This is a genomic window from Pseudomonas anuradhapurensis (assembly GCF_014269225.2).
Taxonomy (GTDB): domain Bacteria; phylum Pseudomonadota; class Gammaproteobacteria; order Pseudomonadales; family Pseudomonadaceae; genus Aquipseudomonas; species Aquipseudomonas anuradhapurensis.
The window spans coordinates 221,894-245,630 of sequence record NZ_CP077097.1 but is presented as its reverse complement, the minus strand read 5'-3'; the positions used below and the strand labels follow the sequence as shown (position 1 = coordinate 245,630).

Genomic DNA, 23,737 nt, shown 5'->3' with positions numbered 1-23,737 from the left:
ATATACCTAGAAATCATATTTTTTCATTTGTTTATTCCATTTTTTAGATAGCCGGGTGAGGGCTACCGGGTGTTCGGCGTGACATGTTCAGCGCCTGTCAGATCGAGCGCCGCCCCAGAACCCAAGGCATGCACCTGGCAGCCTTCACATTCTCAAAACGCATAAAAAAGGGCCGTCGAAACGGCCCGAATATCCCTGCTATGGCTAAGAGCAATGCAACGAGGAATTCTTTAGCGATTAGGCTGCGGGGTCAGACGCAAGTAGGGTTTGACTGCCCGGTAACCTTTGGGGAAGCGCTGCCTGATCTCCTCTTCGTCCTTCAGCGAAGGCACGATCACCACCTCGTCACCGTCCTGCCAGTTACCAGGCGTGGCCACCTTGTGGTTGTCAGTCAGCTGCAGCGAGTCGATCACCCGCAGGATTTCGTTGAAGTTGCGCCCGGTACTGGCCGGATAGGTGATGGTCAGGCGCACCTTCTTGTTCGGGTCGATAACGAACAGCGAGCGCACGGTGAGAGTGTCGCTGGCATTCGGATGGATCAGGTCGTACAGGTAGGACACCTTGCGGTCGGCGTCGGCGATGATCGGGAAGTTGACCACGGTGTTCTGGGTCTCGTTGATGTCCTCGATCCAGCGCTGGTGCGAGTCGACCGGGTCGACCGACAGGGCGATGGCCTTGACCCCGCGCTTGGCGAATTCGTCCTTGAGCTTGGCGGTGAGGCCCAGCTCGGTGGTGCACACCGGGGTGAAGTCGGCCGGGTGGGAGAACAACACGCCCCAGCTATTGCCCAGCCATTCGTGGAAACGGATCTTGCCTGCGCTGGAATCCTGTTCGAAATCGGGGGCGATATCACCGAGTTTGAGGCTCATGGGCTGCGGCTCCTGTGCTGTGTTCTGTAGTGCATGGAGTGAATGTGCCTGTACTCGGAGAGAAATAAAAAGAATAAATAACGATTTATTTATAACCCCAAGGAATTATCGACGACAGGCATAAAAAAAGCCTCGCACTAGGCGAGGCTTTCTTTGTGACTACGGCTTACAGGAAGCTGTAAGTGTAGTTCACGATGAAGCGAGCCTGATCCTGGTCGGCGCTGCTCTCGCCGGACCCACGGTAGACGCCTTGGCGCAGGCTGAAGCCCAGGCCTTTGAAGGTGCCTTCCTGAAGGGTGTAGTCGATGCGCGCATCGCGTTCCCATTCGTTGTAGGTGCCGTTGCCCGACTTGTTGCGGATATCGTCACCACGCAGGTAAGCAAGCGATGCCTTCAGGCCTGGCACACCCAGGGCCGCGAAGTCATAGGAGTACTGACCGAAGGTAGTGTTTTCGCCAGCACGGGCGAACTGGTTGATCATGCTGTCGGTGAACAGGTAGAAGCTGGAACCTGCAGCGCCTTCGGAGGTACCGCTGTCGTTGGTCAGGCTGCCCTGGTTCAACCATACGAAGCCACCGTCGTCACCCACCTGCTGGTGGCCGACCATCAGCGCGTGGCCACCCAGGGTATAGGTGAACATGGCCGACCAGGTCTTGTTGTCGATCTCGCCGGTGTTCTTGGCGTAGCCACCGTTGTTGTTGAAGTTGTAAGCGCTGTCGTTGCCATTCTTGCCGTCGCTGCTGCTGTCGAAGTAGCGCAGGTCGGTCTTGAACGACTGGTCGTCAGCGATCTTGAACACGTGGGTGGCGCCCAGGAAGTGCTGCTTGTAGAAGTCTTCCAGGTTCGAGTAGTAGTACTGCAGGGTCAGGTCTGGAGTGAGCTTGTAGTCCAGGCCACCGTAGCGGAACTTGTTGCTCTCGGCATTGGAACCGGCAACAGACAGACCGGTACGGTTGCTCGAAGCACGGCCCATGGCGTGGGTCAGCTGACCGGCGTTGATGGTCAGGTTGTCGATTTCCTTCGACTGGATGGTGCCACCCTCGAAGGTTTGTGGCAGCAGACGACCATCGTTGGAAACCAGGATCGGCAGGTTCGGTGCGAGCGCGCTACCGAAATGCGCTTCAGTCTTGGAGAAGCGCGCCTTGGCATTGGCACCGAAACGGGCCCACTGGGCAGCGGAACCTTTGCCGTCATCCGGGAAGAAGCCGGACTTGTGGTAACCCTCGCCGCCATCCAGGTGAATACCCCACAGCGCCTGGGCATCAACACCGAAGCCTACGGTGCCTTGGGTAAAGCCCGAGATGTAGTCGAGCTTGAAGCCTTGGCCCGACTCACGCTGGTCCGGACGCTCAGCAGTGCCGGTAGCGTGGGCTTCACGGTTGTCGTTGTTGAAGTACATGGTGCGCGAGCTGAGCGACAGTTTGCTGTCTTCAACGAAACCGGCAGCGCCTGCTTGCTGGGCGAGAACCCCCAATGCCACGGCCAGGGCCAGGCTGGACTTGTACATATTTTGCTCCTCTACGTTCTAATTCTTGTGTATCTCTGGCGGCAGGATCTGTTGCCCCGCTCACCTGGATTGGCGATTTAGTCCCAAAGCGTGACCATTAAGTCAATCGTTTCTAAACGTTTCGCGACTTTGGTCTAAGACGCCCCCTGCGCTACAGGATAATGACAATCCTATAAATCCAAAATGACCGTTTTATGAATTGGTAAGATTTTTCTGGAATATGTTAGGAACTGTTACAGCCATTCGTAGTAACAACCGGGTCACTCATAACCTATGGTTATTTGCAAACGTTTGCTCATAACCTAATTCCACATCGTTCTATCAGGACGGAAAAGCCTAGCAGCCCTCTCGCATTTCGCCATTGCGTGAAATCACCCTTGCTGACGCACCCTGTGTAGGAGCGGCCTTGCGTCGCGATGGGGTGCGAAGCAGCCCCAGAATTTCAGCTAGCACCGAAAAATTGCCGGGGGCCGCCTTGCGGCCCATCGCGACACAAGGCCGCTCCTACACGAATCGGGTAAAGACAGACGGCGAATTCAGACGATCGGCTCCTAAGCTAATGCAAAAAAGTTATTTATTTTAGTTTTCTTAGATCATTTAGCCTTTTCGCCATCCATCACACCGATTGCTGACGAGAGGTTCACCATGATCCCGCACGCTCCGCTGCGCCTGTTCGCCGCCCTGACCCTCGCCAGCGCCAGCTGGCTGGCACAGGCTGCCGACCTGACCGTGGCCTACCAGACCACCGTCGACCCCGCCAAAGTCGCACAGGTCGACGGCACCTACGAAAAGGCCAGCAAGGCCAGCATCGACTGGCGCAAGTTCGATAATGGCGCCGACGTGATCACGGCCGTGGCCAGCGGCGATGTACAAATCGGCTACCTGGGCTCCAGCCCGCTGGCCGCCGCCGCCACCCGCAAGCTGCCGGTCGAAACCTTCCTCATCGCCACGCAGATTGGCGCCGGTGAGGCACTGGTCGCGCGCGATGGCATCAACACACCGCAAGACCTGGTCGGCAAGAAAGTTGCCGTGCCGTTCGTCTCCACCGGCCACTACAGCCTGCTGGCAGCGCTGAAAAGCTGGAACATCGACCCGTCCAAAGTGCAGATCCTCAACCTCGCACCGCCAGCAATCATTGCTGCCTGGAAGCGTGGCGACATCGACGCGACCTATGTATGGGACCCGGCCCTGGGCGTGGCCAAGGAGAACGGCAAGGTGCTGATTACCTCGGGCGAGCTGGCCGCAAAAGGCGCGCCGACCTTCGACGCGTGGATCGTGCGCAAGGACTTCGCCGCCAAGCACCCGGACGTGGTCAAGGCCTTCGCCAAGGTGACCCTCGACGCCTACGCCGACTACCGCAAGGACCCGAAAGCCTGGCTGGCCAACCCCGACAACGTCGCCAAGCTGGCCAAGCTGTCCGGTGCCAAGCCTACCGATATCCCGGTACTGCTGCAGGGCAACGTCTACCCGCTGGCAGCCGACCAGGCCAGTGCGCTGGGCACGCCGACCACCCAGGCGCTGACCGACACGGCCACATTCCTCAAGCAGCAAGGCAAGGTCGACGCGGTACTGCCGGACTACGCGCCATACGTCAGTGCCCAATACCTGCCCAACTAAGCCTGTAGAAACCGACCGGAGCCTGCCATGGCCTTGCTCGAGCTGGAGCGCATCAGCGCACAGTACCCCGGCGCCGCTACCCCGGTGCTGGCCGACATCAACCTGAGCCTGGGGCCGCGCCAATTGCTGGTGGCCCTGGGGCCTTCCGGCAGCGGCAAGACCTCGCTGCTCAACCTGATCGCCGGCTTCGTCGCCCCCAGCGGCGGGCGCATCACGCTGGACGGCATGCCCGTCCAGGGCCCCGGAGCCGAGCGTGGCGTGGTGTTCCAGGACGATGCCCTGCTGCCCTGGCAGAACGTGCTGGCCAATGTCGCCTTCGGCCTGGAACTGGCCGGCATGCCCCACGCCGAGCGCGAAGCCAAGGCCCGCGAAATGCTGGCCCTGGTCGACCTCGACGGTTTTGCCGAGCGACGTATCTGGCAATTGTCTGGCGGCCAGAAGCAGCGCGTGGGCCTGGCTCGGGCGCTGGCAGCCGACCCTCGGGTACTGCTGATGGACGAACCGTTCGGCGCGCTCGATGCCTTTACCCGCGAGCAGATGCAGGAGCTGTTGCTGCAGGTGTGGCAACGCACCGCCAAGCCGGTGTTCCTGATTACCCATGACATCGAAGAAGCGGTGTTTCTGGCCAGCGAGCTGGTGCTGCTGGCACCCAACCCAGGTCGCGTGGTGGAACGCCTGCAACTGGATTTCGGCCAGCGCCATGCGGCCGGCGAACCGGCCCGGGCGATCAAGTCCGACCCGGCCTTCATCGAAACCCGCGAGCATGTGCTGGCGCGGGTGTTCTCGCAACGGCAAAGCCTGCAGGAGCGCGTATGAGCAGCCTGGACCTGCCGGTTACCGGCAAACACAACACCCAACCCCGGCCAGTCGCGAGGCTGCGCGCCCCCCTGGCCACCCGCTGGATCAGCACGCTGACCCTGGCCGGCCTGCTGCTGGCCTGGTGGCTGGTGACCGCAGCCGGCTGGATCGAGCCGCTGTTCCTGCCCTCGCCGGCCGATATCGGGGCCAGGGCCTGGACCTTGCTGACCCAGGGCTACATGGACGCCAGCCTGTGGCAGCACCTGGGTGCCAGCCTGAGACGCATCGGCGTAGCCCTGCTGGCCGCCACCCTTACTGCCATTCCGGTGGGCATCGCCATCGGCTACAACCGCGTAGCGCGTGGCATTCTCGACCCGTTGATCGAGTTCTACCGGCCGATCCCACCGCTGGCCTACCTGCCACTGATCGTCATCTGGTGCGGCATCGGCGAGCTGTCGAAGGTGCTGCTGATCTACCTGGCGATCTTCGCGCCTATCGCCATTGCCACAGCCACCGGCGTGCGCACGGTCGACCCGGCCAAGCTGCGCGCGGCGCAATCATTGGGCGCTACCAGGGCCCAGCTGATCCGCCATGTGATCCTGCCCAGCGCCTTGCCGGACATCCTCACCGGCCTGCGTATCGGCCTGGGGGTTGGCTGGTCGACCCTGGTGGCCGCAGAGCTGATCGCGGCTACCAGCGGCCTGGGCTTCATGGTGCAGTCGGCGGCGCAGTTCCTGGTAACCGATGTGGTGGTGCTGGGCATCCTGCTGATCGCCCTGATCGCCTTCGCCCTGGAGATGGGCCTGCGCGCCCTGCAACGCAAACTGGTGCCGTGGCACGGGCAAAGCCACTGAACCCTGTTGACCACGCCCGCAGCCTGGCGCCTGACTGAAGAGACCGACATGAGCCTGACCATCACCCCACTCAGCCCGGCGCTCGGCGCCCAGATCAGCGGCGTGGACCTCAGCCGCGACATCAGCACCGCGCAGCGCGACGCCATCGAACAGGCGTTGCTGCAGCACCAGGTGCTGTTCTTCCGCGACCAACCGATAACCCCACAACAGCAGGCACGCTTTGCTGCCCGCTTCGGCGACCTGCATATCCACCCGATCTACCCCAACGTGCCGGAAACCCCGCAGGTGCTGATCCTCGATACGGCGGTCACCGATGTGCGCGACAATGCCGTGTGGCACACCGATGTGACCTTCCTGCCGACCCCGGCACTGGGTGCGGTACTCAGCGCCAAGCAGCTGCCGGCCTACGGTGGCGATACCCTGTGGGCCAGCGGGATCGCGGCCTTCGAAGCGTTGTCGGCGCCCCTGCGCGAGCTGCTCGACGGGCTCAGTGCCACCCATGACTTCACCAAGTCGTTCCCACTGGAGCGCTTTGGTACCACGCCAGAGGACCTGGCGCGCTGGGAAGCCACGCGGCGCAACAACCCGCCTTTGTCGCACCCGGTGGTGCGTACGCATCCGGTGAGCGGGCGCAAGGCGTTGTTCGTCAATGAAGGCTTCACCACACGTATCAATGAACTGAGCGAGCTGGAAAGCGAAGCGCTGCTGAAGCTGCTGTTCGCCCATGCCACGCGGCCGGAGTTCAGTATCCGCTGGCGCTGGCAGGAGCATGATGTGGCGTTCTGGGACAACCGCGTGACCCAGCATTTTGCCGTGGATGATTACCGGCCGAACCGGCGGGTCATGCATCGGGCGACCATTCTGGGGGATGCGCCCCTCTGACAGGGCCCTGGGGAGGCCTTCGGCCTCCTTTCGCGACACAAGGCCGCTCCTACAGGGGAACGCGATTTGCTGCAGGAGCGGCCTTGTGTCGCGATGGGCCGCAACGCGGCCCCCAGCGGGTTACCTGACCAGGTGCAGGAACTGCATGTGCCGTTCGTACTGGTCGAGGATGTCGTTGATGATCTGCTCCCTGCTATAGCCCACCAGGTCATAGTTCTGGCTGCCTTCGCTCAGGTGCACCTCTGCCCGGTAGTAACGACGGTTCTTCAACTCCTGGGTGCCCAGCCCACCGAGGGCGAACGATGGCGTGAAGTAGCCACGCATCTGCACCTGGTAGATGAACGGCTGTTCTTCGCCATGGCCAATCTTCAGGCTGACGTTGTCATGGCTCGGGTCGTCCTGGGTAATCAGCACCAGGCCCTTCTGCTCGAACACATCGCGCACATCGGCGATTGCCGGGCGCACCACGTCGTCCATGAAGCGGTACACCTCGTCGCGCGACGGGAAATGCACCGCCTGGCTCAGGCGCTGACGCCAGCCGCCGCGCCCGCGACGAGACTGCGCGAACGGGGCCAGCGAGTGCATCTGCGCGATCTGCCGTTGCGACTCCAGGTAGAACGCCTTGTGCAGCCCCCACATCATGCACAGCAAGATCAGCGAGAACGGCAGCGAAGTCAGCACCACTGCCGACTTCAGCGAATCGATGCTGCCGGCGAACAGCAGCGCGCTGGTGATCAGCGCCGTCATCGCGCCCCAGAAGATCCGCAGCCAGTTCGGCCCGTCCTCGTCGGCATCACCCCCGGTTGCCGACAAGGTCGACAGCACCACGGTGCCCGAGTCGGCAGAAGTGACGAAGAACACGAAGCTGATGAACACCGTCACGGCGATCACCGTCTTGCTCCAGGGGTAGGTTTCCAGCAACAAGTACAGGCTCATCGCCGGGTTATCCAGCGCCGACTGGCCCAGCGCGGTCATGCCGTGGTTGATGACCTGGTCCAGGGCGCTGTTGCCGAAGATCGACATCCACGCCAGGGTGAAGCCCAGCGGAATCAGCAGTACGCCGAAGACAAACTCGCGAATGGTACGGCCGCGGGAGATACGGGCGATGAACAGCCCCACGAACGGCGCCCAGGCAATCCACCAGGCCCAGTAGAACACCGTCCAGCCGCCCAGCCAGCCGCTGTTCTCGCCGTAGGCATACACATCGAAGCTCTTGCGCGGCAGGGCCCCGAGATAATCGCCAAGGTTCTGGATCAAGGTGTTGAACAGGTGCTGGGTAGGCCCGGCGAACAGCACGAACAGCAACAGCGCGCAGGCCAGGAACAGGTTGATGTCGCTCATCACCCGCACGCCCTTCTCCACCCCGGCGACGGCCACGGCGACCGCCGCGCCCATCATCAGGACGATCAGCAGCACTTGCACCCACTGGCTATGGCTGATGCCGAACAGGTAATCGAGGCCGGCATTCAGGTGCAGCACGCCAAAGCCCATGTCGGCACCCAGGCCGAACACCGTGGCAATGATGCCAAAGCCGTCCACCGCGTAGCCGATCGGCCCGTTGATGCGCTTGCCGATCAGCGGGTACAGCGCCGACCGCAAGGCCAGCGGCAGGTTGTGCCGGTAGGCGAAGTAGGCCAGGGCCATGCCGACGAAGGCGAACACGCCCCAGCCATGCAGGCCCCAGTGCAGGAACAGGATCTGCATGGCCTGGCGCCCGGCCTCGGCCGTGCCCGCCTCACCCTGGGGCGGCTGCAGCATGTGGGTCAGCGGCTCGGAAACGCAGAAGAAAAACAGGGTGATGCTGATACCAGCGGCGAACAGCATGCCAGCCCACGACAGGTAGCTGAACTCGGGTTCGTCGTGGTCGGCACCGAGCTTGATCTTGCCGTAGCCGGACAAGGCGGTGACCACCACGAAGACCAGGTACAGCGTCATCGCCAGCATGTAGTACCAGCCGACCGTGTTGGCCGCCCAGTTCTGCGCTGCCAGCAACCAGTCGCCGGCACTGCGCGGGTTGGCAATGACCACGAGGCCGAAGAGCAGGATGAAACTCGCCGCGAAATAGAACACTGGGGGGTTCATGCGGATCTTGCCAGTGGCAAGGGATGGGATCGGTGCACTCATGGGCGGCGCACCTCGTCGAATGACGTAAGGTTCGGAATGAACGGGTTCAGCAAAGGAATCCTCCTGTTGAACACCGGCAGCGGACCAGCGTTTTTCATTGAACAAGCGTTCAAGTTAAACATGGATCGGATGTCAATGCGAATCAGGGCGCTGGTTGGTGCCCTCCTGCACTGACCTCTTCGCGGGCTTGCCCGCTCCCACAGGTAATGCACAAGATTCAATATTTGTGCGGTCCCTGTGAGAGCGGGCAAGCCCGCGAAGAGGCCAGTACAGGCTAAAGAGATGCTCGATCAATTCTTGTCCTGGCAATCCAGCTGCAGGTTGGCCTGGGTAATGTTGCTGTCGGCCGGCACGCTACGGGTCAGCCACACATTGCCGCCGATGGTCGAGCCTTTGCCGATGGTGATCCGCCCCAGGACCGTGGCGCCGGCATAGATGACCACATCGTCTTCGACGATCGGGTGACGCGGCAGGCCTTTGTGCAGGGTCCCCGACTCGTCGCTGGGGAAGCGCTTGGCTCCCAGGGTCACGGCCTGGTAGATGCGCACGCGCTGACCGATGATCGCGGTTTCGCCGATCACCACACCGGTACCATGGTCGATGAAGAAGCTTGGGCCGATCTGTGCCCCGGGGTGGATGTCGATGCCCGTGGCCGAATGCGCCAGCTCCGAGCTGATCCGCGCCAGCAGCGGCAAGCCGGCCTGGTACAAGTGGTGCGCCAGGCGGTGGTGGATGATCGCCAGGATGCCGGGGTAGCACAGCAGCACTTCATCGACGCTGCGCGCCGCCGGGTCACCGTGGTAGGCGGCCAGCACGTCGGTATCGAGCAGCACGCGCAGGCCCGGCAGAGCGGCGGCAAAGCCCTGGACCAGGCGCAGCGCATGGGCGTCGACGTCGGCCAGTTCGGCCTTGTTTTGCCGCGCGGCGTAGCGCAGCTCCAGGCGGGCCTGGGCCAGCAAGGCGGTCAGCGCGGCATCCAGGGTATGGCCTACGTAGAAGTCTTCACTTTCTTCACGCAGGTCGACCGGGCCAAGGCGCATGGGGAACAGCGCGCCGCACAGTTGCTCGAGAATCTGCCGCATCGCCTCGCGCGAAGGCAACTCACGCCCGCCTTGCTCGCCACTGCTGCGGCCATTGCGCGTACGCCATTGTTCACGGGCGCCGCGCAGACCGGCGACGATGCTCTGCAACTGCCAGTGCCCGGATGAAGGTTGTTCGCTCACGGTTTTCTCCTGCCTGAGTAGGCCAGACTCATTTTTTATTGGCAGGTCCGGCCCTTCGCCGGCAAACCCGCTCCACAGCGAACGCACAGTAGCTGTGGCAGCGGGTTTACCCGCCAAAGGTCGGGCCTGCATACATGCAATCCACTCTACGGCAAATCCTTACCTTGGAAAAAACAACGCTTTATTCCATCCTGCACTATGTCAGGCATAAGCAGCGATGACGGGGAACAGATACTCGCCTACCCTGAATGCAGCCGGCACTGACAAAAACACGAAAGGGAATAATAAAATAATTTTTTATTATTTCCTGGCCTAACCGGCCAACCCTATAGTCGCCACCCACCACTGACAACAAGCGCGGGGCTTCCACATGTCGAAATTCGCCAAACCGCTACTCAACGCCAGCCTGGCTCTCCTGCTGGGTGCCGGCCTGCTCAGCCAGGCCTTTGCCGGCGAACAGCTGAAGACCATCCAGGAAAAAGGCGTGATCAACGTCGGCCTGGAAGGCACCTACCCACCGTTCAGCTTCCAGGACGAGAACGGCAAGCTGACCGGCTTCGAAGTCGAGCTGTCGGAACTGCTGGCCAAGGAACTCGGCGTCAAGGCCAAGGTGCAGCCGACCAAGTGGGACGGCATCCTCGCCGCACTGGAGTCCAAGCGCCTGGACGTGGTGATCAACCAGGTGACCATTTCCGAGGAGCGCAAGAAGAAGTACGACTTCTCCGAGCCCTACACCATCTCCGGTATCCAGGCGCTGATCCTGAAGAAGAAGGCCGAGCAGCTGAACATCCACAAGGCCGCCGACCTGGCCGGCAAGAAGGTTGGCGTGGGCCTGGGTACCAACTACGAGCAGTGGGTGAAACAGGATGTGCCGCAAGCCGATGTGCGCACCTATGAAGACGACCCGAGCAAGTTTGCCGACCTGCGCAACGGCCGTATCGACGCCATCCTGATCGATCGCCTGGCCGCGCTGGAATATGCACAGAAAGCCAAGGACACCCAGCTGGCCGGCGATGCCTTCTCGCGCCTGGAAAGCGGCGTGGCCCTGCGCAAAGGCGAGCCGGAACTGCTGGCCGCGATCAACAAGGCACTGGACAAGCTCAAGGCTGACGGCACGCTGGCCAAGCTGTCCGAGAAGTACTTCGGTGCCGATGTCACCAAATGATCGCTGAAAGCCTGCAACTCGTTGTCGATTCTGCGCCCTTCCTGCTGAAGGGCGCGGGTTATACCGTGCTGCTCAGCGTTGGCGGCATGTTCTTCGGCCTGCTGCTGGGGTTTGCCCTGGCGCTGATGCGGCTGTCGAAGATCATGCCACTGAACTGGCTGGCCCGGGTTTACGTGTCGTTTTTCCGCGGCACACCGCTGCTGGTACAGCTGTTCGTGATCTATTTCGGCATGCCGCAGATCGGCATCGAGCTGGACCCGATCCCGGCCTCGCTGATCGGCCTGTCGCTGAACATGGCCGCCTACATCTGCGAAATCCTCCGCGCGGCGATCTCCTCGATCGACCGCGGCCAGTGGGAAGCCGCTGCCAGCATCGGCATGACCCGTGTCCAGGCCATGCGCCGGGCCATCCTGCCACAAGCCTTGCGCACCGCCCTGCCACCGTTGGGCAACAGCTTCATCTCGCTGGTCAAGGACACCGCCCTGGCGGCGACCATCCAGGTGCCCGAGCTGTTCCGCCAGGCCCAGCTGATTACCGCGCGCACCTTCGAGGTGTTCACCATGTACGTGGCGGTCGCAGTCATCTACTGGGTGCTGTGCAGCATCCTCGCGCACTTCCAGAACCGCATGGAAGCCCGCGTCAACCAGCATGACCAGGAGCATTGAGCATGATTGAAGTCAAAGGCCTGACCAAGCGGTTCAAGGGCCAGACCGTGCTCAACGGTATCGACCTGACCGTGCAGCCGGGCGAGGTGGTGGCGATCATCGGCCCGAGCGGGTCTGGCAAAACCACCTTCCTGCGTTGCCTGAACCTGCTGGAAACCCCCGATGCCGGGCAGATCCAGATCGGTGACATCAGCATCGACGCCAACCGCCCGCTGGGTGGCCAGCAAAGCGCGATCCGCCGCCTGCGCCAGCAGGCCGGGTTCGTCTTCCAGAACTTCAACCTGTTCCCGCACCGCACCGCCCTGGAGAACGTCATCGAGGGCCCGGTGATCGTCAAGAAGACGCCCCGCGAGCAGGCCATCGAGCTGGGCCGGCGCCTGTTGGCCAAGGTCGGCCTGGCGGGCAAGGAAGATGCCTACCCGCGGCGCCTGTCCGGTGGCCAGCAGCAACGGGTAGCCATCGCCCGGGCCCTGGCCATGGAACCGGAGGTGATCCTGTTCGACGAACCGACTTCGGCGCTCGACCCGGAGCTGGTGGGTGAAGTGCTGGCGACCATCCGCGGCCTGGCCGAGGAGCGACGCACCATGATCATCGTGACCCACGAGATGAGCTTTGCCCGGGACGTGGCGAACCGGGTGATCTTCTTCGACAAGGGGGTGATCGTGGAACAAGGCGAGGCCAAGGCGCTGTTCGCGGCACCGAAGGAAGAACGTACCCGGCAATTCCTGCGCAAGTTCCTCGGGACAGCCGCTTCCGAGTGAACCTTAGCCGGCCTCTTCGCGGGCGCGCCTGCGAAGGAGCCGGCGCATCCGCAACAAATCCCTCCTTCTATACATATTCCAAAGAGTTAGTTCATAAAGTTTTTATAAAGCATTAGGGTATATCCACCGGACCACCGGACCAGCACACATCCGTCGCGACCCGCTACAGCGACATAACCAATTTGTGAGGTCAGGAATGGTCAGGATCACAATCACCCCAGTGCGCAACGCCAGGGCATTGAGTGCAGCCAAGGAGCGGCACTGATGTCCAGCCAAGCCAATACCCGATTCCACAGCGACCTGGACAGCTCGCCGGTGCTGCTGCCAGCCAAGGTGCTGCGCAACGACGCCGAAGCCTTGCAAGCGGCCCGCGAACTGGCCGAGGTCGCCCGCGAGCAGGCCGCCCGCCGCGACCAGCAACGCAAACTGCCATGGGCCGAGATCGAGCTGTTCACCCGCAGCGGCCTGGGCAGCATCAGCGTCCCCAAAGCCTTTGGCGGCCCCGAAGTGTCGTTCGAGACCATCGCCGAAGTGTTCCGCCTGATCAGCGCCGCCGACCCGGCCCTGGGGCAGATCCCGCAGAACCAGTTCGGCATCCTGCAACTGCTGCGCCTGACCGGTACCGAAGCGCAGCAGGCAGCGATCTACCGCAGCGTGCTTGACGGCTGGCGCATCGGCAATGCCGGGCCCGAGCGCGGCACCAAAGATACCCTCACACTCAAGGCCAGGCTTACCCGGGCCGGCGACGGCTATTGCATCAGCGGTGAGAAGTTCTATTCCACGGGTGCACTGTTCGCCCATTGGGTGGCGGTCAAGGCGCTGGACGACGAAGGCCGCCAGCGCCTGGCGTTCGTCCGCCGCGGCAGCCCGGGGCTGCGCATCGTCGATGACTGGTCCGGGTTCGGCCAGCGCACTACCGCCAGCGGCACCGTGCTGCTCGACCAGGTGCCAGTGGAGGCCGAGCTGGTGATCGACAACTGGCGCCAGCGCGACATCGCCAATACCCAGGGTGCAGCTTCGCAACTGATCCAGGCGGCCATCGATGCAGGCATTGCCGAAGCGGCGATCGAGGATGCGATCACATTCGTCCGCGAGAAGTCGCGCCCATGGGTCGACGCCAATGTCGAACGTGCCAGTGACGATCCGTATGTGATTGCCGACGTCGGCCGCCTGAAGCTCGAACTGCACGCCGCCGAAGCGATGCTGCGCAAGGCGGCGCGGGTCCTCGACGAAGTCAATGCGGCGCCGATCGACGCCGCAAGCGCGGCGCGCGCCTCGATCGCGGTGGCCGAGGCCAAGGTGCTGACTACCGAGATCGCCCTGCAGGCCAGCGAGAAGCTGTTCGAGCTGGCCGGCAGCCGCGCCACCCTTGCCGAATTCAACCTCGACCGCCACTGGCGCAACGCCCGGGTGCACACCCTGCATGACCCGGTGCGCTGGAAGTACCACGCGGTGGGCGCTTACCACCTCAACGGCACGCTGCCTGCGCGGCATTCCTGGATCTGATTTGCTGCCTTTGGGGCTGCTGCGCAGCCCTTCGCGGGCTCGCCCGCTCCCACAGGCTTCCCACCGCCTGAACGGGTATCACTTTACCCGTGGGAGCGGGCGAGCCCGCGAAGGGCCGCACAGCGGCCCCCGGAGAACACCATGACTACAACCATCATTACCAACGACACCCAAGCACTGGCCGTCGCCGAAGACATCACCCAGCAACTGCGCCGCGACAGCGCTCAGCGCGACCGCGAACGCCGCCTGCCGCACGCCGAACTGGAGCTGTTCACCCGCTCCGGCCTGTGGGCCATCAGCGTGCCCAAGGCCTTCGGCGGTGCCGGGGTGTCCAATGTCACCCTGGCCAAGGTCATCGCCCGCATCGCCCAGGCCGACGGCTCGCTCGGGCAGATCCCGCAGAACCACTTCTACGCCCTGGAAGTGCTGCGGGTGAATGGTTCGCCCGAACAGCAAAAGCGCCTGTATGGCGAAGTATTGGCTGGCCGTCGCTTCGGCAACGCCCTGGCCGAACTGGGCACCAGGACTGCCAACGACCGCACCACCCGCCTGAGCCGCGATGGCGACGGTTTCCGCATCAATGGCCGCAAGTTCTACGCCACCGGGGCCATCTACGCCCAGCGCATTCCCACCTCGGTAGTCGACGAGCACGGCGTGCAACACCTGGCGTTCGTCCCGGCCGACAGCCAGGGCCTGCAGGTGATCGACGACTGGAGCGGTTTCGGCCAGCGCACCACCGGCAGCGGCTCGGTGGTGTTCGACAATGTCCATGTCAGCGCCGCCGACGTGGTGCCGTTCCAGAGCGCCTTCGAGCGCCCTACCCCGGTCGGCCCGCTGGCGCAGATTCTTCATGCCGCGATCGACACCGGCATCGCCCGCGCCGCCTATGAAGACGCCTTGCACTTCGTGCGCAGCCGTAGCCGCCCGTGGGTCGACTCCGGCCTGGACAAGGCCACCGACGACCCGTTGACGCTGAAGAGCTTCGGCCAGCTGGCGATCCGTCTGCACGCCGCCGAAGCCCTGCTGGAGCGTGCCGGCGAATACCTGGACCGCGCCCGCGACGACAGCAGCGCCGACAAGGTTGCCGCTGCCTCCATTGCCGTGGCCGAAGCCCGCGCGATCAGCACCGAGATATCCCTGGCAGCCGGCACGACGCTGTTCGAGCTGAGCGGCAGCCAGGCCACTCTCGCCGAACACAACCTCGATCGCCACTGGCGCAACGCCCGCGTGCACACCCTGCATGACCCGGTGCGCTGGAAGTACCACGCCATCGGCAATTACTACCTCAACGATGCCAACCCGCCACGCCGGGGGACCATCTGATGGCCAAGCAGATCCTGCTCAATGCCTTCAACATGAACTGCATCGGGCACATCAACCACGGCCTGTGGACTCACCCGCGGGATACCTCGACCCAGTACAAGACTCTCGACTACTGGACCAACCTGGCGCGGCTGCTGGAACGCGGCCTGTTCGACGGGCTGTTCCTCGCCGATATCGTCGGTACCTACGACATCTATGGCCAGTCGCTTGACGTCACCCTCAAGGAGTCGATCCAGCTGCCGGTCAACGACCCGCTGCTGCTGGTCTCGGCCATGGCTGCCGTCACCCGCCACCTGGGCTTCGGCCTTACCGCCAACCTCACCTACGAGGCGCCGTACCTGTTCGCCCGGCGTCTTTCCACCCTGGACCACCTGAGCAATGGCCGGGTGGGCTGGAACATCGTTACCGGCTACCTCGACAGTGCCGCCCGGGCCATGGGCCTGGCGCAGCAACCTGAGCATGACCGCCGCTACGACCAGGCCGACGAATACCTGCAGGTGCTGTACAAGCTGCTGGAAGGCAGCTGGGCCGACGATGCGGTGGTCGCCGACCGCCAGCAGCGCGTCTATGCGCGGCCCGACAGGGTACGCAAGGTCCGCCACCAAGGTGAGTTCTACCAGGTCGAGGGCTATCACCTGAGCGAGCCGTCGCCGCAGCGCACGCCGGTGCTGTTCCAGGCCGGCAGTTCCGCGCGTGGCCTGGCCTTCGCCGGCAACCATGCCGAATGCGTGTTCATCAGTGGCCAGGACAAGGCCGCCACCCGCGCCCAGGTAGACAAGGTGCGGGCCGCTGCCCAGGCCGCTGGGCGCGACGCGCAGGCGGTCAAGGTGTTCATGGGCATCACGGTGATCGTCGCGGCCACCGAGCAACAGGCCCAGGCCAGGCACGCCGAGTACCTCCAGCATGCCAGTGCCGAGGCGGGGGTGGCGCATTTCGCGGCCTCCACCGGTATCGACTTTGCCGCCTTCGAGCTGGACGAACCGATCGCCTTCCGCCAGGGCAATGCCATCCAGTCCGCCACGCGCCAGTTGCAGGACAACGCCTGGACGCGGCGGCGCCTGTTGCAACAGCACGCCCTGGGTGGCCGCTACGTGACCCTGGTCGGCGCGCCGGAGCAAGTGGCCGAGCAGCTGATCGCCTGGATCGATGAAACCGGCCTGGACGGCTTCAACCTGACCCGCACCGTCACCCCGGAAAGCTTCGAGGCCTTCATCGACCTGGTCATCCCGCAGCTGCAGCAACGTGGCCGCTACAAGACCGCCTACGCCGAAGGCACATTGCGCGAAAAGCTGTTCCAGGCCGACCACCCGTACCTGCCCGCCGACCACCCTGGCTCGACTTACCGCTTTGCCTCTGCCCCTACCCCGACTGGAGCCCTGCACCATGCTTGAGAAACTGTTCCGGCCCGTCGCGGCCATTGCCCTCACCCTCGGCCTCAGCGCCAGCACCCTGGCTGCCGAACCGCTGAAGATCGGTACCACTGCCGCCTTTGCCATCCCGCTGGAAGCGGCTGTGGAAGAAGCGCACAAACAAGGCCTGGAAGTGAAGCTGATCGAGTTCAGCGACTGGATCGCGCCGAATGTCAGCCTCAACAGTGGCGACATCGACGTGAACTACTTCCAGCACATCCCGTTCCTGGAAAACGCCAAGGCTGCCGCAGGTTTCAACCTGGTGCCCTACGCACCCGGCATCATCAACAACGTCGGCCTGTACTCGAAAAAATACCAAAGCTTCGCCGACCTGCCCAAAGGCGCCAGCGTGGCCATCGCCAACGACCCGATCAACAGCGGCCGCGGCCTGCAGCTGCTGGCCAAGGCAGGCTTGATCAGCCTCAAGCCGGGGGTCGGCTACAAGGCCACCGAGGCCGACATCGTCGCCAACCCGAAAAAGCTGAAGATCCTCCAGGTCGAGGCGGTACAACTGGTACGTGCCTATGACGACGCCGACCTGGTGCAGGGCTACCCGGCGTACATCCGCCTGGCCAACAGCTTCGACGCCGGTTCGGCGCTGCTGTTCGACGGCCTGGAGAACAAGGAGTACGTGATCCAGTTCGTCATTCGCCCACAAAGCAAGGACGACCCGCGCCTGGCCAGGTTCGTCGATATCTACCAGCATTCGCCAGCAGTGCGCGCGGCGCTCGACAAGGCCCACGGCAAGCTTTACCAGGTCGGTTGGGAGGGCTGACATGAGCCAGGCCAGCGCGCTCCGGGCGCCCACCGCAAAATCACTGGCACCGACGGCCAGGGAGCAGGCCCTGCGCCCCGAGGTCAATCAGGCTCATGTGCGCTTCATCGGCCTGGGCAAGACCTACCCGGGCCAGGCGCAACCGGCCTTGCAAGGGATCGACCTGAACATCCGCCATGGCGAGATATTCGGCATCATCGGTCGCAGTGGCGCCGGCAAGTCATCGCTACTGCGTACCATCAACCGCCTGGAGCAGCCCAGCCAGGGCCGGGTGTTGATCGACCAGGTGGACATCGCAGCCTTTCACGAGGACCAGCTGGTAACTCTGCGTCGGCGCATCGGCATGATCTTCCAGCATTTCAACCTGATGTCAGCCAAGACCGTGTGGCAGAACGTCGAGCTGCCGCTGAAGGTCGCCGGCGTGGCCAGGGCCGAGCGTCAGCGCAAGGTGCGCGAACTGTTGGAGCTGGTCGGCCTGCAGGAAAAGCACCATGTGTACCCGGCGCAGCTATCCGGCGGGCAGAAGCAGCGGGTCGGCATTGCCCGGGCGCTGGTGCATGACCCCGAGATCCTGCTGTGCGACGAGGCCACCTCGGCGCTGGACCCGGAAACCACCACGTCGATCCTTGAATTGCTGCGCGATATCAACCAGCGCCTGGGCCTTACCATCGTGCTGATCACCCACGAGATGGCAGTGATCCGCGACATCTGCCACCGGGTGGTAGTACTCGAGCGCGGTGAAGTGGTCGAGCAGGGCGAGGTCTGGCGGGTATTCGGCGCACCGCGCCACACGGTTACCCGGACCCTGCTCGCGCCCTTGCAGGCCAGGCTGCCTGCCGCCTTGCAAGCCAGCCTGCAGGCGACCCCGGCGAGCCATGACAGTGCCGTGGTGCTGAAGCTGACCGTGCTCGGCGAGCCGGAGCTGTCGGCCCTGTTCAACGACCTGGGTGGCCGCGTGCGCCTGCTGCAGGGCGGCGTGGAAACCATTGGCGAGCATGCCCTGGGGCAGCTGATCCTGTCGGTGCAGCACTCGCCGCACGACCCTCATCATTTGCTGGAGCGCGCCCGCCGCTGGGCCGAGGACGTGGAGGTACTAGGCCATGTGGTTTGATCGCCTGCTCGAAGGCTTGCTCGATACCTTGTTGATGGTCGGCGTGTCGTCGCTAATTGCCCTGTTGGCCGGGGTGCCGATGGCGGTATTGCTGGTCACCAGTGACAAGGGCGGGATCTTCCAGGCCCCCGTGCTGAACCGGGCGCTGGGCGCCTTCGTCAACCTGTTCCGCTCGATCCCGTTCCTGATCCTGATGGTCGCGCTGATCCCCTTCACCCGCCTGGTGGTAGGCACCACCTACGGTGTGTGGGCGGCAGTGGTGCCGCTGACCATTGCCGCCACGCCGTTCTTCGCGCGGATTGCCGAGGTCAGCCTGCGCGAGGTCGACCACGGCCTGGTGGAAGCGGCACAGGCCATGGGTTGCCGGCGCTGGCACATCGTCTGGCACGTGTTGCTGCCCGAGGCGCTGCCGGGGATCGTGGGGGGATTCACCATTACCCTGGTAACGCTGATCAACTCCTCGGCCATGGCCGGGGCGATTGGCGCCGGAGGCCTGGGGGATATTGCCTACCGTTATGGCTACCAGCGCTTCGACAGCCAGATCATGCTGACCGTGATCGCCATGCTGGTGGCGCTGGTGGGGTTGATCCAGCTGGGTGGCGACCGGTTGGCGAAAGGCTTGAACAAGCGGTGAGTTCTTCGCGAGCTTGCCCGCTCCCACAGGTCCCCACATCTCTCAGGCCCTGTGCAGTCCCTGTGGGAGCGGGCGTGCCCGCGAAAAGGCCCTCAACCCCAGTGCAAATCCGCAGGTGGTACCGGCCGCCCGAACCAGTATCCCTGCCCCAGCTGACACAGCTCCTGCAGCAGGAAGCTGGCCTGCTCGGCCTGCTCGATACCCTCGGCATGCACCTGCATCCCCATGCTGCGGGCCAGGGCGATGATCACCCGGACGATCGCGATATCGTCCTCGTCCAGCGGCAACCCGGCGACAAAGCCCTGGTCGATCTTCAGCTTCTGCACCGGCAGGCGCTTCAGCCGCAGCAATGATGAATACCCAGTGCCGAAGTCGTCGATGGCCAAGGTCACGCCCAGCTCACGCAGGCGATGCAATTGCTCCAACGCCACTTCCGGGTCTTCCATCACCGCGCTCTCGGTAACCTCCAGCTCCAGCAAGGCCGGGGCCAGGCCGGTTTCGTGCAGCACTTCGGCCACTTGCTGGTACAACTCATGCTGGCCAAACAAGCGGCTGGAGATATTCACCGCGACGAATTCCAGCTGTTGGCCCTGACCTTGCCATTGCACCATCTGCCGACATGCCTGGTGCAGCACCCAGGCGTCGATCTCGGCAATCAGCCCGGTGCGCTCGGCAATCGGGATGAACTCGCCCGGCGGCACCAGGCCGCGCTGCGGGTGCTGCCAGCGCACCAGCGCTTCGACCCCGACCGGTCGACCGGTCGCCAGGTCGTGCACCGGCTGGTAGAACACTCGCAGCTCATCCTGCTCCAGCGCCCGGCGCAGCTCGCCGGCGGTTTCGACCCGATGCTGGGCGTGAGCGGTCAGCTCTTCGGTATAAAGCGCATAGCAGGCCCGCCCGTTGCTCTTGGCCTTGTACAGGGCCGAGTCGGCATTGCGCAGCAACTGCTCGGCGCTCAAGGCATCGCTGGGGAACAGGCTGATGCCCGCACTCACACTGATGAACAGGCGATGACCATCGAACTGGAACGGCTCGCGCATGCGCTCGATGATGCCCTGCGCCAGCTTGCCCGCCTGGCCGACCTGCTGGCAGTTCTCTGCCAGCACACCGAACTCGTCGCCACCCAGGCGCGCTAAAGTCACGCCGCTGCCCACCACCTCGCCGAGGCGCTCGCCCACCAGCTTGAGCAGCTGGTCGCCAATGGTGTGGCCAAGGCCGTCGTTGATGCTCTGGAAGTGGTCGAGGTCCAGCAACAGCAGGGCACAGCCGCGCTTGTTGGCCTGGGCTGCGGTCAGGGCCTGCCCGACCCGGTCGGTGAACAGCAGGCGGTTGGGCAGGCCGGTCAGCGGGTCATGGTGGGCCAGGTAGGCCAGTTCCTGCTCTGAATGCTTGATCGCGCTGATATCGCTGAACACCGCCACATAGTGGCTGAGTTCACCTTCGTCATCGTGAATGGCGCAAATGGTCTGCCATTGCGGGTAGATTTCGCCACTCTTGCGTCGGTTCCAGATTTCGCCGCTCCACTCGCCCTTCTCCGCCAGGGTGGTAAAAATCTGCTGGTAGAACGCCAGGCCATGGCGGCCCGACTTGAACTTGTTCGGGCGCTGGCCAATGACTTCGTCCTGCTGGTAGCCGGTAATGCGCATGAAAGCCCGGTTTACGTGCACGATCAGGCCCTGGCGGTCGGTCACCAGCACGCCTTCGAGGGTACTGTCGAACACGGCAGCCGCCATGCGCAGCCGCTCGCGGTCTTCGCAGCGCAAGCGCGCGCCACGGCCGATGAAGTTGAGCAGGCGCACCCGCGACACGTAAATCAGCAAGGCACTGAACAGTACCCAGACCACCACGTTGATCTGCCGCCCCACGGTCTGTGCCAGGGGATCATCGGTCATGCTCTGCAGTACCACCTCGGCCAGTATCAGCCACAGGACGGATAGCACCACATACAGCGCAGCCATGCGCAAGGCGTCGCGAACGGAAACAGACATGTCGGGTGCGATAGCCCATCAGAAAGGAAGGGGCATTATAAAGGCTGAAACATGTCGTGACTTCCTATCTGAACGGTTGACTGGTTTTATTTCCCCACCAAGGGATAATCACCCCTTCCCCCTGCATTTCGAGGGTATCTGCACCTATGTGGTACAACGGCCTGCTCGACTTGTCGGCCTGGCAACTGGTCGGCATCACCTTGTTGATGACCCATGTGACCATTGTCAGCGTCACGGTCTACCTGCACCGCTACTCCGCGCACCGGGCGCTGGAGCTCAATGGCGCGCTCAAGCACTTCTTCCGTTTCTGGCTGTGGTTGACCACCGCCCAGAACACCCGCGAATGGACCGCCGTGCACCGCAAGCACCACGCCAAGTGTGAAACCCCCGAAGACCCGCACAGTCCGGTATACAAGGGCCTGGGCACGGTGCTGCGCAAAGGCGCCGAGCTGTACCGGGAAGAAGCACGCAACCCCGACACCCTGCGCATCTATGGCAAGAACTGCCCGGACGACTGGATCGAGCGCAAGCTCTACTCGCGCTACAAGCTGGGCGGCATCGCGCTGATGGCGGTGATCGACCTGCTGCTGTTCGGCACCATCGGCATCACCATCTGGGCAGTGCAGATGATGTGGATCCCGTTCTGGGCTGCGGGTGTGGTCAACGGCCTGGGCCATGCCCTTGGCTACCGCAACTTCGAATGCCGCGACGCCGCCACCAACCTGGTGCCGTGGGGCATCGTCATCGGTGGCGAGGAGCTGCACAACAACCACCACACCTACCCCAACTCGGCCAAGCTTTCGGTCAAGCGCTGGGAGTTCGACATGGGCTGGGCGTGGATCCGCCTGTTCTGCCTGCTGCGCCTGGCCAAGGTACAACGCGTGGCGCCCATCGCCCACCGGGTGGCCGGCAAGGCCAGCCTGGACATGGATACCGCCATGGCGATCCTCAACAACCGCTTCCAGATCATGGCCCAGTACCGCAAGCTGGTGATCGGCCCGCTGGTCAAGCAGGAACTGGCCCGCGTCGATGCCTCGGTGCGCCACCACTTCCGCCGGGCCAAACGCCTGCTGTCGCGTGAAACCAGCCTGCTGCAGGACCGCCACCATGTGCGCATCGAGTCGATGCTGGCACACAGCCAGGCGCTGAAGACCATCTACGAAAAGCGCCTGGCCCTGCAACAGATCTGGGCGCGCACCAGCGCCAACGGCCACGACATGCTGGCCGCCATGAAGGACTGGGTACACGAGGCCGAAAGCAGCGGTATCCACGCCCTGCGCGACTTCGCGGCACAACTCAAGACTTATTCCCTGCGCCCCACCAGCGCCTGACCACCGTTGATCGGCACGCCCTTCTGGCAGGGCGTGCCGCCCGGAACTTCGCCCCATCGCTCCTACTCGAATCTGGCACATCGCCCCGCGTGGCGGGCCGGATGCTGGCCGCACGCTTTCACGTCGAGACCTGCTTCGTGCACATGGCCAAGAACATTCCAACGACATTGCCCGGCACACCACCTCCCGAGGCCGCCCAGACCTTGCTTGCCCTGCTTCACGCGCAAGGCGAAGTTGCCCGCCTGAGCGAGCGCGAGCAGCTGTTCAGCTCCCTGCTCGACAGCGTCAACGCCGTGCTCTGGGCCTTCGACTGGGAAACCCGTCAGGTGCTGTACGTCAGCCCGGCCTACGAGCGCATCTTCGGCCGCCCCGTCAGCCTGGTGCTGGCCGACTACAACGAGTGGCGCGACAGCATCTACCCCGACGACCTGGAGTTCGCCGAGCGCAGCCTGGCACAGGTGTTGCTCAAGGGTTCGGTGGAAGACCGCGAGTACCGCATTCTCAATGCCGACGGCCAGGTCCGCTGGCTCAGTGACAAGTGCTACATCAACCAGCAACGCGATAGCGACCGGGTGATCATCGTCGGCATCGCCGAGGACATTACCGAAAAGAAACAGCTCGAAGGCGAACTGCAGCGGCTGGCCACCACCGACGTATTGACCCAGAGCAGCAACCGCCGGCATTTCTTCGAATGCGCCCAGCAGGCCTTCGATAGCGCCCGCGAAGACGGCACGCCACTGGCCTTCCTGCTGCTGGACATCGACGACTTCAAGCGCATCAACGACAGCTATGGCCACCAGGAAGGCGACCAGGTGCTGCAGCGCATCGCCGACAGCGGCAAGGCCGTGCTACGCCGTGGTGACCTGTTCGGGCGCATTGGTGGTGAGGAATTCGCGGCGGTGTTCCCCGGCTGCAATGCGCAGGTAGCCGAGCAGATTGCCGAACGCTTGCAGCGGCACATCCAGCGCCTGAGTTTCAGCCATGGCGAGCAGAGCTATGGGGTGACGGTGAGCCAAGGGGTGACCGCGTTGACCGACGACGATATGACGCTGGACAGCCTGTATGCGCGGGCCGACGCGGCCATGTACCGGGCCAAGCGCCAAGGCAAGAACCAGATCGTCTGCGGCTGAGGCCTGGGGCTGCTTCGCACCCCGATCGCGCCCCAAGGCCGCCAAGGCGCCGCACCCGGTGTAGG

At 63.5% G+C, this 23,737-nt stretch carries 20 protein-coding genes; 15 read left to right on the top strand and 5 right to left on the bottom strand.

What is annotated here, in order from left to right; genetic code table 11:
• Positions 1 to 230 precede the first annotated feature (230 nt).
• Together HU763_RS01075 and HU763_RS01070 are read right to left on the bottom strand one after the other, a co-directional pair.
• On the bottom strand, positions 231 to 869 hold the full coding sequence (locus HU763_RS01075; RefSeq protein WP_186687627.1) for a peroxiredoxin: 639 nt from the start codon (positions 867 to 869) through the stop codon (positions 231 to 233).
• Positions 870 to 1,035: 166 nt separating this feature from the next.
• Positions 1,036 to 2,376, bottom strand: coding sequence for an OprD family porin (locus HU763_RS01070; RefSeq protein ID WP_170027806.1), 1,341 nt, complete (start codon positions 2,374 to 2,376; stop codon positions 1,036 to 1,038).
• Between the two features lie 645 nt (positions 2,377 to 3,021).
• Here HU763_RS01070 and tauA point away from each other — a divergent pair.
• Genes tauA through tauD form a run of 4 tightly spaced genes read left to right on the top strand, consistent with a single transcriptional unit; the run spans position 3,022 to position 6,527 of the window.
• Positions 3,022 to 3,993 carry a taurine ABC transporter substrate-binding protein gene (tauA, locus tag HU763_RS01065; RefSeq protein WP_186687630.1) on the top strand — a complete coding sequence of 324 codons (972 nt, stop codon included), beginning with the start codon at positions 3,022 to 3,024 and terminating at the stop codon, positions 3,991 to 3,993.
• Positions 3,994 to 4,020: 27 nt separating this feature from the next.
• Positions 4,021 to 4,809, top strand: coding sequence for a taurine ABC transporter ATP-binding subunit (tauB, locus tag HU763_RS01060; protein WP_186687637.1), 789 nt, complete (start codon positions 4,021 to 4,023; stop codon positions 4,807 to 4,809).
• Positions 4,806 to 5,645, top strand: coding sequence for a taurine ABC transporter permease TauC (gene tauC / locus HU763_RS01055; RefSeq protein ID WP_186687640.1), 840 nt, complete (start codon positions 4,806 to 4,808; stop codon positions 5,643 to 5,645). The genes tauB and tauC overlap by 4 nt, the downstream gene beginning before the upstream one ends.
• Positions 5,646 to 5,693: 48 nt before the next feature.
• Positions 5,694 to 6,527, top strand: a complete 834-nt coding sequence (tauD, locus tag HU763_RS01050) for a taurine dioxygenase (RefSeq protein ID WP_186687658.1) — start codon at positions 5,694 to 5,696, stop codon at positions 6,525 to 6,527.
• Between the two features lie 120 nt (positions 6,528 to 6,647).
• Here tauD and betT read toward each other — a convergent pair whose 3' ends face one another.
• Both betT and epsC read right to left on the bottom strand, forming a co-directional pair.
• Positions 6,648 to 8,609, bottom strand: coding sequence for a choline transporter BetT (betT, locus tag HU763_RS01045; RefSeq protein WP_186687803.1), 1,962 nt, complete (start codon positions 8,607 to 8,609; stop codon positions 6,648 to 6,650).
• A 332-nt stretch (positions 8,610 to 8,941) separates the two neighbouring features.
• Positions 8,942 to 9,874, bottom strand: a complete 933-nt coding sequence (epsC, locus tag HU763_RS01040) for a serine O-acetyltransferase EpsC (RefSeq protein ID WP_186687661.1) — start codon at positions 9,872 to 9,874, stop codon at positions 8,942 to 8,944.
• 370 nt (positions 9,875 to 10,244) lie between these two features.
• Between epsC and tcyJ the strand changes: the two genes are divergently transcribed.
• The 9 genes from tcyJ (at position 10,245) to HU763_RS00995 (ending at position 19,223) form a co-directional block, all read left to right on the top strand.
• Positions 10,245 to 11,039 (top strand): cystine ABC transporter substrate-binding protein, encoded by a 795-nt coding sequence (tcyJ, locus tag HU763_RS01035; RefSeq protein ID WP_186687664.1) that lies wholly within the window; start codon positions 10,245 to 10,247, stop codon positions 11,037 to 11,039.
• Entirely contained in the window at positions 11,036 to 11,704 is a 669-nt protein-coding gene (gene tcyL, locus HU763_RS01030) for a cystine ABC transporter permease (protein ID WP_186687667.1), read from the top strand. Before tcyJ ends, tcyL begins: the two co-directional genes overlap by 4 nt.
• A gap of 2 nt (positions 11,705 to 11,706) precedes the next feature.
• Positions 11,707 to 12,465 carry an L-cystine ABC transporter ATP-binding protein TcyN gene (tcyN, locus tag HU763_RS01025; RefSeq protein WP_186674905.1) on the top strand — a complete coding sequence of 253 codons (759 nt, stop codon included), beginning with the start codon at positions 11,707 to 11,709 and terminating at the stop codon, positions 12,463 to 12,465.
• A 264-nt stretch (positions 12,466 to 12,729) separates the two neighbouring features.
• Positions 12,730 to 13,971 carry an SfnB family sulfur acquisition oxidoreductase gene (locus HU763_RS01020; RefSeq protein WP_186687670.1) on the top strand — a complete coding sequence of 414 codons (1,242 nt, stop codon included), beginning with the start codon at positions 12,730 to 12,732 and terminating at the stop codon, positions 13,969 to 13,971.
• Between the two features lie 141 nt (positions 13,972 to 14,112).
• Positions 14,113 to 15,294, top strand: a complete 1,182-nt coding sequence (locus HU763_RS01015) for an SfnB family sulfur acquisition oxidoreductase (protein ID WP_186687673.1) — start codon at positions 14,113 to 14,115, stop codon at positions 15,292 to 15,294.
• On the top strand, positions 15,294 to 16,685 hold the full coding sequence (locus tag HU763_RS01010; protein ID WP_186687676.1) for an LLM class flavin-dependent oxidoreductase: 1,392 nt from the start codon (positions 15,294 to 15,296) through the stop codon (positions 16,683 to 16,685). The genes HU763_RS01015 and HU763_RS01010 overlap by 1 nt, the downstream gene beginning before the upstream one ends.
• A complete protein-coding gene (locus HU763_RS01005) occupies positions 16,678 to 17,478 on the top strand; it encodes a MetQ/NlpA family ABC transporter substrate-binding protein (protein ID WP_186687678.1) in 801 nt (266 codons plus the stop codon). The genes HU763_RS01010 and HU763_RS01005 overlap by 8 nt, the downstream gene beginning before the upstream one ends.
• Position 17,479: 1 nt before the next feature.
• Positions 17,480 to 18,589: a methionine ABC transporter ATP-binding protein gene (locus HU763_RS01000; protein ID WP_186687689.1), complete on the top strand. Its 1,110-nt coding sequence runs from the start codon at positions 17,480 to 17,482 to the stop codon at positions 18,587 to 18,589.
• Positions 18,579 to 19,223 carry a methionine ABC transporter permease gene (locus HU763_RS00995; RefSeq protein ID WP_186687692.1) on the top strand — a complete coding sequence of 215 codons (645 nt, stop codon included), beginning with the start codon at positions 18,579 to 18,581 and terminating at the stop codon, positions 19,221 to 19,223. The genes HU763_RS01000 and HU763_RS00995 overlap by 11 nt, the downstream gene beginning before the upstream one ends.
• 92 nt (positions 19,224 to 19,315) lie before the next feature.
• Here the strand turns inward: HU763_RS00995 and dibA are convergent, their stop codons facing one another.
• On the bottom strand, positions 19,316 to 21,211 hold the full coding sequence (dibA, locus tag HU763_RS00990; protein WP_170027792.1) for a phosphodiesterase DibA: 1,896 nt from the start codon (positions 21,209 to 21,211) through the stop codon (positions 19,316 to 19,318).
• 146 nt (positions 21,212 to 21,357) lie between these two features.
• Between dibA and desA the strand changes: the two genes are divergently transcribed.
• Positions 21,358 to 22,542, top strand: coding sequence for a delta-9 fatty acid desaturase DesA (desA, locus tag HU763_RS00985; RefSeq protein WP_186687695.1), 1,185 nt, complete (start codon positions 21,358 to 21,360; stop codon positions 22,540 to 22,542).
• A 101-nt stretch (positions 22,543 to 22,643) separates the two neighbouring features.
• Positions 22,644 to 23,672 (top strand): GGDEF domain-containing protein, encoded by a 1,029-nt coding sequence (locus tag HU763_RS00980; RefSeq protein ID WP_170027790.1) that lies wholly within the window; start codon positions 22,644 to 22,646, stop codon positions 23,670 to 23,672.
• Positions 23,673 to 23,737: the final 65 nt, after the last annotated feature.